Origin of the sequence: Pseudomonas sp. AM4(2022), assembly GCF_036346515.1 — a bacterium.
In the GTDB taxonomy this organism is placed as follows: Bacteria; Pseudomonadota; Gammaproteobacteria; order Pseudomonadales; family Pseudomonadaceae; genus Aquipseudomonas; species Aquipseudomonas paracarnis.
This window is the reverse complement of record NZ_JAOTNW010000007.1, coordinates 117,476-131,793: the sequence shown is the minus strand read 5'-3', so window position 1 is coordinate 131,793 and position 14,318 is coordinate 117,476. Positions and strand designations below refer to the sequence as shown.

Annotated in this window: 12 protein-coding genes; 3 read left to right on the top strand and 9 right to left on the bottom strand. The window is 59.1% G+C overall.

Annotated features, from left to right (window positions below):
- Positions 1-300: 300 nt before the first annotated feature.
- From ODQ19_RS11895 to ODQ19_RS11860, 8 genes are all read right to left on the bottom strand, one after another.
- The gene (locus ODQ19_RS11895) at positions 301-1,038 is read right to left on the bottom strand and encodes a secretin N-terminal domain-containing protein (protein WP_330210116.1); all 738 of its coding nucleotides are present in this window, start codon (positions 1,036-1,038) and stop codon (positions 301-303) included.
- Positions 1,039-1,255: 217 nt separating this feature from the next.
- The gene (locus tag ODQ19_RS11890; protein ID WP_057710354.1) at positions 1,256-1,678 is read right to left on the bottom strand and encodes a GNAT family N-acetyltransferase; all 423 of its coding nucleotides are present in this window, start codon (positions 1,676-1,678) and stop codon (positions 1,256-1,258) included.
- Positions 1,671-2,837: a ribosomal protein uL16 3-hydroxylase gene (locus tag ODQ19_RS11885; protein WP_330210115.1), complete on the bottom strand. Its 1,167-nt coding sequence runs from the start codon at positions 2,835-2,837 to the stop codon at positions 1,671-1,673. The genes ODQ19_RS11890 and ODQ19_RS11885 overlap by 8 nt, the downstream gene beginning before the upstream one ends.
- Positions 2,838-2,921: 84 nt before the next feature.
- A complete protein-coding gene (gene purB, locus ODQ19_RS11880) occupies positions 2,922-4,292 on the bottom strand; it encodes an adenylosuccinate lyase (RefSeq protein ID WP_116665226.1) in 1,371 nt (456 codons plus the stop codon).
- Positions 4,293-4,417: 125 nt separating this feature from the next.
- Complete coding sequence (gene hflD / locus ODQ19_RS11875; RefSeq protein ID WP_116665227.1) at positions 4,418-5,041, bottom strand: high frequency lysogenization protein HflD; 624 nt, start codon at positions 5,039-5,041, stop codon at positions 4,418-4,420.
- The gene (mnmA, locus tag ODQ19_RS11870; protein ID WP_330210114.1) at positions 5,038-6,162 is read right to left on the bottom strand and encodes a tRNA 2-thiouridine(34) synthase MnmA; all 1,125 of its coding nucleotides are present in this window, start codon (positions 6,160-6,162) and stop codon (positions 5,038-5,040) included. Before mnmA ends, hflD begins: the two co-directional genes overlap by 4 nt.
- Positions 6,163-6,221: 59 nt before the next feature.
- Entirely contained in the window at positions 6,222-6,668 is a 447-nt protein-coding gene (locus ODQ19_RS11865; RefSeq protein ID WP_116665228.1) for an NUDIX hydrolase, read from the bottom strand.
- Between the two features lie 290 nt (positions 6,669-6,958).
- A complete protein-coding gene (locus ODQ19_RS11860) occupies positions 6,959-9,184 on the bottom strand; it encodes an NADP-dependent isocitrate dehydrogenase (RefSeq protein ID WP_116665229.1) in 2,226 nt (741 codons plus the stop codon).
- A 483-nt stretch (positions 9,185-9,667) separates the two neighbouring features.
- On the opposite strand from ODQ19_RS11860, the gene icd reads away from it, so the two are divergent.
- Positions 9,668-10,924 carry an NADP-dependent isocitrate dehydrogenase gene (gene icd / locus ODQ19_RS11855; protein WP_005789095.1) on the top strand — a complete coding sequence of 419 codons (1,257 nt, stop codon included), beginning with the start codon at positions 9,668-9,670 and terminating at the stop codon, positions 10,922-10,924.
- A gap of 74 nt (positions 10,925-10,998) precedes the next feature.
- On the opposite strand, the gene cspD is transcribed toward icd, so the two are convergent.
- On the bottom strand, positions 10,999-11,271 hold the full coding sequence (cspD, locus tag ODQ19_RS11850; RefSeq protein ID WP_116665230.1) for a cold shock domain-containing protein CspD: 273 nt from the start codon (positions 11,269-11,271) through the stop codon (positions 10,999-11,001).
- Between the two features lie 225 nt (positions 11,272-11,496).
- On the opposite strand from cspD, the gene clpS reads away from it, so the two are divergent.
- Together clpS and clpA are read left to right on the top strand one after the other, a co-directional pair.
- Entirely contained in the window at positions 11,497-11,865 is a 369-nt protein-coding gene (gene clpS / locus ODQ19_RS11845) for an ATP-dependent Clp protease adapter ClpS (RefSeq protein ID WP_005789091.1), read from the top strand.
- Positions 11,866-11,894: 29 nt separating this feature from the next.
- A complete protein-coding gene (gene clpA / locus ODQ19_RS11840; RefSeq protein ID WP_330210113.1) occupies positions 11,895-14,165 on the top strand; it encodes an ATP-dependent Clp protease ATP-binding subunit ClpA in 2,271 nt (756 codons plus the stop codon).
- Positions 14,166-14,318 lie beyond the last annotated feature (153 nt).

The window sequence follows — 14,318 nt, the reverse complement described above, 5'->3', positions numbered from 1 at the left end:
TCGTGGGCCTTGGTACGATCCATCAGTGTGTAGCCGGGTTACCTGGTTAGCTTCCGTCCCTCGGGACAACTTCGTTCCAGTCGCAACCAACGTCAAACACACCTTGTGGGCGGTACAGACACGAATCGGCTCAGGTGGGTAGCTTAGAGCGGCGATCCGAAGGCCCTTGCCAGGGCCTCTGATTAGCGGGAGCGAGGCCATCATGCCCATGCTTTTTTGGCTCGTCAAATGTTTTGTAGTGCTTTTTTTTGAGCACTACATCTTTAGTCTAATGCGACTTGCCAGTCAGTTTTCGGTGCTTCAGTTCAGGGTGTCGACCTTGACCCGTAAAGTCAGGTCATCACGGCCCTGAGTAGAGTAACTGCGGGTTGTAGAGGATTTGTCCGCCAGGGTTTCACGATTGATGCCCGCCAGGGGAATCCATTCGCCCAGGCGGCCGCTGACGGTTGTGTCGGTGCTTTGCACGTTCACTACATCGGGACGTTCCTGGCTCATGCGGTCACGGTTGGTACTGATGGCCAGGTGTACGGTCTCGCCGGTGACGCTGGCGGTCACGTAAAAACCCTGGGTGACGTTGCGATACTGGGTCTGGTTTTGCAGGCGGCCATAGCTGTCCTGTTGCGTGGTGGTCAGCGGTACGCTCTGGCCGACCTGGATCAGCGCGGGCACGCCTTCGCTGGCCTGGATCTGCTGCACGCCACCGTCGCGGCTGGCAGTGCCGTAGCTGATGATGCGGGTCTGGCTGTCGCCGCTGTTCTGCTGGTTGTTCTCGTTGGTATCGACGGTGATCAGTAAGCGTTTGGCCGGTGTATCCAATTGGCCGAGCAGTGCGCGCAAGCCCTCGATCTTGGCGGGCTCAGCGTTAACGATAAGTTGGTTGCCGTAGGCGCTGACGGTGCCGTCCTTGCCGATGAAGTTCTGCGCCACGGGCAGCAGGTCGGCGCTGGTGCGGTTGTTCAGGTTGACGACTTCAGTGGCGGCCATGGCGCAAGCGCTGACGGTCATCAGGAGGGCGGTGAGCAGGGTGCGTAGGGGCATGTCCGTTATCTCTGCAAGTCATTTGCTTGATAGTGCCAGTTTGTCGGCCTGGTGGGTCGCAAGTTGAATCGTAGACGGCAAAATGCCCTGGCAGGCAGGGCATTTTGTGGTGTTGCTGATAGGGCTATCGCAGGCAAGCCAGCTCCCACAATTGACCGAGTACATTCTTTGGAATGCGGTCAAATGTGGGAGCGGGCTTGCTCGCGAACGAGACAGCTCAGCCCTCGCGCACCATATCCACATGCGGAATCCCGACCTCAAGAAACTCATCGCTGACGATCTTGAAACCCAGTCGCTCATAGAACGGTGCTGCATACACCTGCGCACTCAGGAATTGCCTGGTTTGGCCGCGTTTCACCGCCTCGCCAATCACCGCTTCCATCAGCTTGTCGCCGACTTTCAGTCCGCGCCAGTCCTTGAGCACCGATACCCGACCGATCTCGCCGCTGGGCAGCAATCGAGCGGTGCCAATCGGGAAGTCGCCTTCGTATGCAAGAAAATGCATGGCGCCGGCATCGTCCGCGTCCCACTCCAATTCAGGCGGGACCGATTGTTCAGCGATGAATACCGCTTCACGAATGCGCCGAATCTCGTCGATATCCTTTCGCCAGTCCGCGACACTTACGTGAATTCTATTCATCCGCGAACCCCAGACTGCCTTGCTTGACCAGCTCGCACAGCAGGTCGCGGCCATCTTCGTCGGCCAGCCATTCGCTGAGGTTTTCGCTGTGCAGTGCATCGGCCGAGCACACCAGCTTCAACAGTTCACGCAGTTTGCCCGGCAGGTAACGGCTCTGGCCGCTGGCGAACAGCAGCACGTCGTCGTCCACTTCGGACCAGGCCAGGCGCGCGCTCGGGTTGCGCACCAGGATCGCGCCGTCTTGCAGGCTGTTGACGAAGTCTTCTTCGCCCAACTCTTCGCCGGCCACCAGTTCCGGGTAGCGTGGCTCGGTCATGAACTGGCCGAACCAGGTCAGCAGCATGCGCTCATCGCTCATGTGCTCGGCGAGCAGGCCCTTGAGGCGGTCCAGTGCGTCGCCCTGGATCTGGTGCGGGTCGCTGACGGGTTGGGCGTCGGCGTCGGTGTAGCGCTCTTCGTCGGTCAGGTACTGGCTGAGGAAGTCGGTGAAGTGGGTCAGCACTTCAGCGGCGCTCGGTGCACGGAAACCCACGGAATAGGTCATGCAGTCGTCTTCAGCAATACCGAAATGGGCCAGGCGCGGTGGCAGGTAGAGCATGTCGCCCGGTTCCAGCACCCATTCGGCGCTTTCTTCGAATTCGGCGAGGATGCGCAGGTCGGCGTGTTGCAGCAACGGGCTTTCGGAATTGCACATCTGGCCGATCTTCCAGTTGCGCTTGCCCTGGGCTTGCAGCAGGAACACATCGTAGTTATCGAAATGCGGACCGACGCTGCCACCCGGCGCGGCGAAGCTGATCATCACATCATCGATACGCCAGCTCGGCAGAAAGCGGAAGTGCTCCAGCAGTTCAGCCACTTCCGGCACGAACTGGTCGACCGCCTGCACCAGCAGGGTCCACTCACGCTCGGGCAGGGTGCTGAAAGCGTCTTCGGCGAACGGGCCGCGGCGCAGTTCCCACGGGCGCTCGCCGTGTTCGATCACCAGGCGCGACTCGACTTCTTCTTCCAGGGCCAGGCCTGCCAGTTCGTCGGCATCGATCGGGCTTTCGAAGTCAGGGAGGGCCTGGCGGATCAGCAGCGGTTTTTTCTGCCAGTAGTCGCGCAGGAATTCCCGTGCCGTGATGCCGCCCAGAAGTTGAAGAGGGATATCAGGATTCATGTGTAACCTATTGAAAAAAAGCACTTTTAAGACAGGAATAAAAACGCCCGGCGCGGCCGGGCGTCTCAAAGGAGCTTGCTTGGATCAGATGCGCTTGGCTTGCTCTACAGCGTTGCCGATGTAGTTGGCCGGGGTGAGCAGTTTCAGCTCGGCCTTGGCCGCGGCTGGCATGTCCAGGCCGTCGATGAAAGTTTGCAGCGCTTCGGGGCTGATGCCCTTGCCGCGCGTCAATTCTTTCAGCTTCTCGTAGGGGTTTTCGATGTTGTAGCGGCGCATCACGGTCTGGATCGGCTCGGCCAGTACTTCCCAGCACGCGTCCAGGTCAGCGGCAATCTTCTGCTCGTTGAGCTCCAGCTTGCTGATGCCTTTGAGGCTGGCTTCGTATGCGATCACGCTGTGGGCAAAGCCGACACCGAGGTTGCGCAGTACGGTGGAGTCGGTCAGGTCGCGCTGCCAGCGAGAGATCGGCAACTTGCTGGCCAGGTGCTGGAACAGGGCGTTGGCAATACCCAGGTTGCCTTCGGAGTTTTCGAAGTCGATCGGGTTGACCTTGTGCGGCATGGTCGAAGAACCGATTTCGCCGGCAATGGTGCGCTGCTTGAAGTAGCCCAGGGAGATGTAGCCCCAGATATCGCGATCGAAATCGATCAGGATGGTGTTGAAGCGCGCAATCGCGTCGAACAGCTCGGCGATGTAGTCGTGCGGTTCGATCTGCGTGGTGTAGGGGTTGAAGCCCAGGCCCAATTCGTCTTCGATGAAGGCGCGGGCGTTGGCTTCCCAGTCGATCTCAGGGTAGGCCGACAGGTGGGCGTTGTAGTTGCCTACGGCGCCGTTGATCTTGCCCAGCAATGGCACGGCGGCCACTTGAGCGATCTGGCGCTCCAGGCGGTACACCACGTTGGCCAGCTCTTTGCCCAGGGTGGTCGGCGAAGCCGGCTGGCCGTGGGTGCGCGACAGCATCGGCACATCAGCGAAACGGATCGCCAGTTCACGGATAGCGTTGGCGGTCTGGCGCATCAGCGGCAGCATCACGTCATCACGGCCTTCGCGCAGCATCAGGGCGTGGGACAGGTTGTTGATGTCCTCGCTGGTGCAGGCAAAGTGGATGAATTCGCTGACTTGGGCCAGTTCCGGCAGCTTGGCCGCTTGCTCTTTGAGCAGGTACTCGATGGCTTTGACGTCGTGGTTGGTGGTGCGCTCGATCTCTTTCACACGCTCGGCGTGCTCCAGGGAGAAGTTTTCCGCCAGGGTGTTCAATACAGCGTTGGCCTCGGCGGAAAACGCCGGCACTTCGCCAATGGCAGGGTGAGCGGCCAGGCGCTGGAGCCAGCGCACTTCAACCAGTACACGCGCACGGATCAAACCGTATTCGCTGAAAATAGGGCGCAGGGCCTGGGTTTTGCCGGCGTAGCGGCCGTCAACAGGGGAAACCGCAGTGAGCGAAGAGAGCTGCATGGGGTGTTCTCGGACAGTCGGGCAACGAAATGGGGCGCGTATCATACATGAAAAAATCCGCCGGTCCGTTGCCAACTGACCGGCGTATTACGCGTAACGGCTTGAAAATGGCCTGCTGATGCGACTTATTCGTTGCGCATCAACGGGTAAAGCTCTTTGAGCAATTTGCGCCGGCTGATCACCAGCTGCCAGCGATGACCGCCCAGTTGGCGCCACAAGCGTGCCGAACGAATACCGGCCAGGAGCAGGGCGCGGATTTTCGACGCGTTGTTGGGTTGTTGCAGGTTGCGCATGTCGCCGTGCACCTGGATACGCTGGCGCAGGGTACTCAAGGTGTCCTGGTACAGCGCACCACAGGCGGCGATCACGTTTTCGTGGGCCGGGCCGAAGTGTTCTACCTGGGACTGGATCTGCGGCAGGCGCTTGCCGATGGTGTCCAGCAGGTCGTCACGCTTGGCCAATTGGCGCTCAAGGCCAAGCATCGACAGGGCATAGCGCAACGGTTCGCGCTGCAAGGTGCTGGGGTCGCGCTCCAGGGCGCCGACCAGGGCGCGATAGCCTTCACGCAGGGCCAGGTCGTCGCCGCCGTAAACCTCAAGGGTGTCCTTCGGGTCACGGATCAGCAGGCTGCCGAGCATGCAGGTCAGGCCGGCTTCAGTGACCTGGCCGGTCTTGGCGATCTTGTCCACCAGTACCGCAGCGAGAAAGACACCGCCAAGCGCCGTCAATTGCTCCTGGGTCGGGCTCATGCCGGGTTGCTCCAGGCTTGCGCGACTTCAATCACGCCGCCGCCCAGGCAGATTTCGCCGTCATAGAACACCACGGACTGGCCAGGGGTGACCGCGCGTTGCGGGTCATCGAAGGTGGCGCGGTAACCGGTGGCGGTCTTTTCCAGGGTGCAGGGCTGGTCGCTCTGGCGATAACGCACTTTGGCGGTCAGGCGGCGCGGGGTGCTCAGGTCGATCGGGTTGACCCAATAGATTTCGGAAGCGAGCAGGGCGCCGGAGAACAGCAGCGGGTGCTCATTGCCTTGGCCGACCACCAGCACGTTGTTTTCCAGGTCCTTGACCAGCACGTACCACGGCTCCTCACTTGCGTCTTTCAAGCCGCCGATGCCCAGGCCCTGGCGCTGGCCGATGGTGTGGTACATCAGGCCGTGGTGGCGGCCGATCACTTCACCCTCGGTGGTTTTGATCTCGCCCGGTTGCGCCGGCAGGTATTGCTTGAGGAAATCGCTGAAGCGCCGCTCGCCGATAAAGCAGATACCGGTGGAGTCTTTCTTCTTGGCGGTGGCCAGGCCGTGTTTCTCGGCAATCTTGCGCACTTCGGGCTTTTCCAGCTCGCCGACCGGGAACAGGGTCTTGGCGATCTGTTCACCACCGACGGCGTGCAGGAAGTAACTCTGGTCCTTGTTCGGGTCCAGGCCTTTAAGCAGTTCGGTGCGGTTGTCGACGTCGCGACGGCGTACGTAGTGGCCAGTGGCAATCAGGTCGGCGCCGAGCATCATGGCGTAGTCGAGGAAGGCCTTGAACTTGATTTCGCGGTTACACAGGATGTCCGGGTTCGGCGTGCGGCCGGCCTTGTATTCGGCCAGGAAGTGCTCGAACACGTTGTCCCAGTACTCGGCGGCGAAGTTGGCGGTGTGCAGCTTGATGCCGATCTTGTCGCACACGGCCTGGGCGTCCGCCAGGTCGTCCATGGCGGTGCAGTATTCCGTTCCATCGTCTTCTTCCCAGTTCTTCATGAACAGGCCTTCCACCTCATAACCCTGCTCCATGAGCAGAACGGCGGAAACGGAAGAGTCCACGCCGCCGGACATGCCGACGATGACGCGCTTCTTTTGTGTGTCAGAAGGGGCTGGATCACGCATAGGGTTTCAACGGGTGTCTTGAAAAAGGACGCGATTCTAGCAGGCCTGGGCCCGCAAGGCTAAAGAGAAGGGCGGATCAATTCGAGACTGTGGCGCTGGCCGGCCAGATAATCATCGATGCAGCGGATAATCAGCTCGCTGCGCCAGTCGTCGCGCACGGCCATCAGCTCGTCACGGGTCAACCAGCGGGCGCGCAGGATGCCTTCGTCGAGTTGATAATCCGGGTGGTGTTTCAACGCCGTGGCGATAAAGCAGACCCGTTGGTAGGTCACGCCATTGCTCGGTGCGGTGTACAGGTAGATGCCGACGATGCCGGTGGCTTGCACGTCCCAACCGGTTTCTTCCAGCGTCTCGCGCACGGCGGCTTCGGTCAGGGTTTCGTTCGGGTCCAGATGGCCGGCGGGCTGGTTGAGCACGGCGCGGCCGCCCTTGAGTTCTTCGACCATCAGGAACTTGCCGTTGTCTTCGACGATGGTGGCGACGGTGATGTGGGGGAGCCAGGTCATTGCAAACCTCGGTATCTGGAAGGTGGCACGTTCAATGTGGGAGCTGGCTTGCCTTAATGCCAGTCAATTAAGGCTTTTTTGTAGGAGCGAGCTTGCTCGCGAAAAACGTCAACGATAACGCGTGCTTGCTGAATGAACGCGGCGCCTTTGAGTTTTTCGCGAGCAAGCTCGCTCCTACAGACTGCAATCGCAGGCAAGCCAGCTCCCACATTTGATTGGGTTTCTTCAACGAAGTCCCGACAAACAGAAACCCCGGCACTTGGCCGGGGCTTCTTTGCATCCTTACAACCTTACTTCAACTTGGCAATCGCCGCATTGAGGGTGTTGCTTGGGCGCATGGCCTTGCTGGTCAGCTCTGGGTTCGGCGCGTAGTAGCCGCCGATGTCCACTGGCTTGCCCTGTACGGCGTTGAGTTCGGCAACGATGGTTGCTTCGTTCTCGGCCAGGGTTTTGGCCAATTCGCCAAACTGCGCTTGCAGTGCAGTGTCTTCAGTCTGGGCGGCCAGGGCTTGTGCCCAGTACAGCGCCAGGTAGAAGTGGCTGCCGCGGTTGTCGATGTTGCCGACTTTGCGCGATGGCGACTTGTTGTTGTCCAGGAACTGGCCGGTGGCCTGGTCCAGGGTCTTGGACAGTACCAGGGCTTTCGGGTTGTTGTACGTCACACCCAAATGCTCGAGGGACGCGGCCAGGGCCAGGAACTCGCCCAGGGAATCCCAGCGCAGGAAGTTTTCTTCCAGCAGTTGCTGCACGTGCTTTGGAGCCGAGCCGCCAGCGCCGGTTTCGAACAGGCCGCCACCGTTCATCAGCGGCACGATCGACAGCATCTTGGCGCTGGTGCCCAGTTCCATGATCGGGAACAGGTCGGTCAGGTAGTCGCGCAACACGTTACCGGTCACCGAGATGGTGTCCAGGCCCTTGCGGGTGCGCTCCAGGGTGAACTTCATCGCATCGACCGGGGCCATGATGCGGATGTCCAGGCCTTCGGTGTTGTGGTCTTTCAGGTAAGCCTGAACTTTCTCGACGACTACACCATCGTGGGCACGCTTAGGGTCCAGCCAGAAGATGGCCGGGGTGTTGCTGGCGCGGGCACGGTTGACGGCGAGCTTGACCCAGTCCTGAATCGGTGCGTCTTTGGTCTGGCACATACGGAAGATGTCGCCAGCTTCGACGTTCTGTTCCATCAGCAGGTTGCCCTGGCTGTCGGTGACGCGGACAACGCCGTCAGCCTTGATCTGGAAGGTCTTGTCGTGGGAGCCGTACTCTTCGGCTTTCTTCGCCATCAGGCCAACGTTTGGCACGCTGCCCATGGTGGTGGGGTCGAAGGCGCCATTGGCCTTGCAGTCTTCGATGACCGCCTGGTAGATGGTGGCGTAGCAGCGATCCGGGATCACAGCCTTGGTGTCGTGCAGCTGGCCGTCGGTGCCCCACATCTTGCCGGAGTCACGGATCATCGCTGGCATCGAGGCGTCGACGATGACGTCGCTCGGCACGTGCAGGTTGGTGATGCCTTTGTCGGAGTTGACCATCGCCAGGGCAGGGCGAACGGCGTAGACCGCCTGGATGTCGGCTTCGATCTGCGCTTGCTGGTCGGCCGGCAGGGCCTTGATGCGGGCGTACAGGTCGCCGATGCCGTTGTTCAGGTTGAAGCCGATCTGCTCCAGCACGGTCGCGTGCTTGGCCAATGCATCTTTATAGAACTCGGCAACAATCTGGCCGAACATGATCGGGTCGGAGACCTTCATCATGGTGGCTTTCAAGTGAACCGACAGCAGCACGCCTTGCTTCTTGGCGTCTTCGATTTCAGCGGCGATGAAGCTGCGCAGCGCTTTCTTGCTCAGCACGGCGGTGTCGATGATTTCGCCGGCCTGAACGCTGGTCTTTTCCTTCAGGACGGTGGTGGTGCCGTCCTTTGCAACCAGCGCAATTTTGACAGCGTCAGCGGTTTCGATCTGCACGGCTTTTTCGCTGCCGTAGAAGTCGCCGTTGTTCATGTGGGCAATGTGCGACTTGGAGTCGGCCGCCCAGGCGCCCATTTTGTGCGGGTGCTTGCGTGCGTAGTTCTTGACCGACAGCGGTGCGCGACGGTCGGAGTTGCCTTCGCGCAGTACCGGGTTCACGGCGCTGCCCTTGACCTTGTCGTAACGTGCACGGGTTTCTTTTTCCGCGTCGGTGGTTACGGTTTCAGGGTAGTCCGGCAGGGCGTAGCCCTGGGCCTGCAGCTCCTTGATCGCGGCTTGCAGCTGCGGGGTCGAGGCGCTGATGTTGGGAAGCTTGATGATGTTGGCTTCAGGCGTAACGGCCAGGTCGCCCAGTTCGGCGAGGTGGTCCGGGATGGCCTTGGTGCCCAGTTGCTCGGGGAAGCTTGCGAGGATGCGCCCGGCGAGGGAAATGTCGCGGGTTTCCACGGCAATATCAGCGGAAGCGGTGAAGGCCTCTACGATAGGCAGCAGTGAATAGGTGGCGAGGGCTGGGGCTTCGTCGGTGAAGGTGTAGATGATCTTCGAGCGGGTGGGCATATTCGGATTAACTCTCTTCTTTGCTGAAAGCGTGCGCAGAAACTCGAGATGCGCCGGGTAGAGCGCGTTCGTTCAAAGTCATCCATGAGCGAAATGTCGAGGTTTCTTCGCGGTGATGTTGGTTTGCATCAGTCGAGCGTCAAGCGGGTGGGCTATGGTAATAGTCCGGCTTTCTGGCGAAAGGCTACGTTCTAGAGCGGTCCGCCGTCGTGACTCTTTGGTCAGCGGCGGCATTATACATAGGTCGCTATGCTTACGCTGAGCCTTCATGAAAAAGGAGGCTCGTCCATTGGTCTAAAGGTCGCAGGTGCGCAGGGCGGTGGGATGTGCTCAAGATTGGCGCTTTTCCCTTTGCTTTCAGGCTTGTAGGCCACCAAATGTGCTGTTTTCGATGCAAATGAGCATGGCGTGAGGTTTCAGTCGCCATTTATCTGGAGTAGGCTCGAACGCAGCCAGATGTTCAATCCATAGATGGAGTTCAGCATGGGATACAAGAAGATTCAGGTTCCGGCAGTCGGCGACAAAATCACCGTCAATGCAGACCATTCTCTCAATGTTCCTGACCAACCGATCATCCCCTACATTGAAGGTGACGGTATTGGCGTCGACATCAGCCCGGTGATGATCAAGGTGGTCGACGCCGCTGTTGAAAAGGCTTACGGCGGCAAGCGCAAAATCTCCTGGATGGAGGTGTACGCTGGCGAAAAGGCCACTCAAGTCTACGACCAAGACACCTGGCTGCCTCAGGAAACCCTGGATGCGGTCAAGGATTACGTGGTGTCCATCAAGGGCCCGCTGACAACGCCGGTGGGTGGCGGTATCCGTTCGTTGAACGTAGCGCTGCGTCAGCAGCTCGACCTGTATGTGTGCCTGCGCCCGGTGCGCTGGTTCGAAGGCGTGCCCAGCCCGGTGAAAAAGCCTGGCGACGTGGACATGACCATCTTCCGTGAGAACTCCGAGGATATTTACGCGGGCATCGAGTGGAAGGCTGGTTCGCCGGAAGCGATCAAGGTGATCAAGTTCCTCAAGGAAGAAATGGGCGTTACCAAGATCCGTTTCGACCAGGATTGCGGGATTGGCGTCAAGCCGGTCTCCAAAGAGGGCACCAAGCGCCTGGCGCGCAAGGCTCTGCAGTATGTGGTGGATAATGATCGCGACTCGCTGACCATCGTGCACAAAGGCAACATCATGAAGTTCACCGAGGGTGCCTTCAAGGAGTGGGCCTATGAGGTGGCGGCTGAAGAGTTCGGTGCGACCTTGCTCGATGGCGGGCCGTGGATGCAGTTCAAGAACCCCAAGACCGGCAAGAATGTAGTGGTCAAGGATGCCATTGCCGACGCCATGCTCCAGCAGATCCTGCTGCGCCCGGCTGAATATGACGTGATCGCGACCCTCAACCTTAATGGCGACTACCTGTCTGATGCCTTGGCGGCGGAGGTCGGTGGTATTGGTATCGCGCCGGGGGCCAACCTGTCGGACACTGTGGCGATGTTCGAAGCCACTCACGGTACTGCGCCCAAGTATGCGGGCAAGGATCAGGTCAACCCGGGTTCATTGATTCTTTCGGCGGAAATGATGCTGCGGCATATGGGCTGGGTCGAGGCGGCGGATCTGATCATCAAGGGCACCAACGGCGCGATTTCGGCCAAGACCGTGACCTATGACTTCGAGCGTCTGATGGATGGCGCTACGCTGGTGTCGTCGTCGGGCTTTGGTGATGCGTTGATCAAACATATGTAAACAGGCAAATAAAACCGGCTGCCCTGATGATTCGGGGCAGCCGATCTGCTTTCAATGCTGTGCTCGGTGGCTGGTCAGGCCTGTTGCTTTTCTTGTCTTGATTTTTGACCGGGCGCCGCAACCTTTTCTGTGGCAGGCGTAGTGGCGATTACTTCGATCTTCTCCGCATGCAAGCCCTTTGGGCCTTGGGTAATCTCAAAGGATACCGGTTGACCCGCCTTCAGCGTTTTGTACCCATCCACCTGGATCGCTGAGTAATGCGCAAAAAGGTCTTCTTTTTTGCCGTCTTCATTAATGAAGCCGTAACCCTTGGCATTGTTGAACCATTTGACCGTACCACTAGCCATTCCCTTATCCCTCTGCACCAGACTCCATCACTGGAGTATCATCCTGTCTATCCGTCCTAACCCGAATAAATAAGGTTGACTGCGCGGACCTTTTTTACCCACTGTGGGCTCTATTGGTTGTAACACCGATTTGCCGATAGTCAAGGCGACCAGTCGGTCAGAGTTGAAATTCTGACAGCTCGCCCCCACCACTGTAATTGAACCACTGACGAACCTTTCTTTCCCATGCATGCAAACAGCCAGATTCGACTAACATTCAATCAGGATCGCCCGGATCAGGAACATGACGACGACGGTTCTGCAGGCATTGCTGTTCAGGAGGCGAAGCCTGCTTTACAGGCGCCGCCGATGTACAAGGTGGTTTTGTTTAATGATGACTACACACCGATGGATTTCGTCGTCGAAGTGCTCGAGGTGTTTTTCAACCTGAACCGCGAGTTGGCGACCAAGGTAATGCTGGCCGTTCACACAGAAGGACGGGCAGTATGTGGAGTGTTTACCCGCGACATCGCCGAGACAAAGGCCATGCAGGTCAACCAGTACGCCAGGGAAAGCCAGCATCCGCTACTCTGTGAAATCGAGAAGGACGGTTAACGCCGACCACTTGGGTATGAGGTGAAGCTATGTTAAACCGCGAGCTCGAAGTCACCCTCAATCTTGCCTTCAAGGAGGCTCGTTCGAAGCGTCATGAATTCATGACCGTCGAACACCTTTTGCTGGCACTTTTGGATAACGAAGCTGCCGCCACCGTTCTACGTGCGTGCGGCGCCAACCTCGACAAGCTCAAGCATGACCTGCAGGAGTTTATCGACTCCACCACGCCACTGATCCCCGTGCATGACGAGGACCGCGAAACCCAGCCAACCCTGGGCTTCCAGCGGGTATTGCAGCGTGCTGTGTTCCACGTACAGAGCTCCGGTAAGCGTGAGGTCACAGGCGCGAACGTGCTTGTGGCAATTTTCAGCGAACAGGAAAGCCAGGCCGTGTTCCTGCTCAAGCAGCAGAGCGTTGCCCGTATTGATGTGGTCAATTACATCGCCCACGGTATCTCCAAGGTGCCTGGGCATGGCGATCATTCCGAGGGTGAGCAGGATATGCAGGACGAGGAGGGTGGTGAGTCGTCTTCTTCCAGCAACCCGCTGGATGCCTATGCCAGCAACCTCAATGAAATGGCGCGCCAGGGGCGGATCGATCCGCTGGTCGGGCGTGAGAGCGAGGTCGAGCGCGTAGCGCAGATTCTTGCGCGTCGTCGCAAGAACAATCCGTTGCTGGTGGGCGAGGCGGGCGTGGGTAAAACCGCGATTGCCGAAGGCCTGGCCAAGCGCATTGTCGACAACCAGGTGCCAGACCTGCTGGCCAGCAGTGTCGTCTACTCCCTTGACCTGGGCGCATTGCTCGCCGGGACCAAGTACCGTGGTGATTTCGAGAAGCGCTTCAAGGCGTTGCTCGGCGAGCTGAAAAAACGTCCGCAGGCCATCCTGTTCATCGACGAGATCCACACCATCATTGGTGCCGGTGCGGCTTCCGGTGGGGTGATGGACGCTTCCAACCTGCTCAAGCCACTGCTTTCCTCGGGTGATATCCGCTGCATCGGTTCGACCACGTTCCAGGAATTTCGCGGCATCTTCGAAAAAGACCGTGCCCTGGCGCGTCGCTTCCAGAAAGTCGACGTGTCCGAGCCGTCGGTTGAAGACACCATTGGTATCCTGCGCGGGCTCAAGGGGCGTTTTGAAGCGCACCATGGCATCGAGTACACCGATGAGGCCTTGCGTGCGGCGGCTGAGCTGGCGTCGCGCTACATCAATGATCGGCATATGCCCGACAAGGCCATCGACGTGGTCGACGAAGCGGGTGCCTACCAGCGCCTGCAGCCGGTCGAGAAGCGTGTGAAGCGCATCGACGTGCCTCAGGTCGAGGACATCGTGGCCAAAATCGCGCGGATTCCGCCAAAACACGTCACCAGTTCCGACAAGGAGCTGCTGCGTAACCTGGAGCGCGACCTCAAACTCACCGTGTTTGGTCAGGATGCGGCTATCGACTCGCTGTCCACTGCGATCAAGTTGTCCCGTGCTGGCCTCAAGTCGCCGGACAAGCCAGTCGGTTCGTTCCTGTTCGCAGGCCCGACCGGCGTCGGCAAGACCGAGGCAGCTCGCCAGTTGGCCAAGGCCATGGGTATCGAACTGGTCCGTTTCGACATGTCCGAGTACATGGAGCGCCACACTGTGTCGCGCTTGATCGGTGCGCCTCCGGGCTATGTCGGCTTCGACCAGGGCGGCCTGTTGACCGAGGCGATCACCAAGCAGCCACATTGCGTATTGTTGCTCGATGAAATCGAAAAGGCTCATCCGGAAGTCTTCAACCTGCTGTTGCAGGTCATGGATCACGGGACCCTGACCGACAACAACGGGCGCAAGGCGGACTTCCGCAACGTGATCGTGATCATGACCACCAACGCCGGTGCTGAAACCGCGGCGCGGGCTTCGATCGGCTTTACGCATCAGGATCACTCCTCCGATGCCATGGAAGTGATCAAGAAGAGCTTCACGCCGGAGTTCCGTAACCGCCTGGACACCATTATCCAGTTTGGTCGCCTCAGTCATGAGGTTATCAAAAGCGTGGTGGACAAGTTCCTCACCGAGCTTCAAGCGCAGTTGGAAGACAAGCGCGTGCAGCTGGATGTGACGGAAGCGGCCCGCAGTTGGATCGCAGAGGGCGGCTACGATGCGGCAATGGGTGCTCGCCCAATGGCGCGTCTGATCCAGGACAAGATCAAGCGGCCGCTGGCCGAAGAGATCCTGTTCGGCGAACTCTCCGACCATGGTGGGGTGGTGCACATCGACCTGAAGGACGGCGAGCTGACCTTCGAGTTCGAAACCACGGCTGAAATGGCCTGATAGCGGTAAACCTGTAGGAGCGAGCTTGCTCGCGAAGATCGTCAACGATAACGCATGCTGTCTGATTCACTGCGTTGTCCTTGAGTTCTTCGCGAGCAAGCTCGCTCCTACAGTTGTTTTGCAGCCTCTATAAATTCTGCGCACACAAAAACG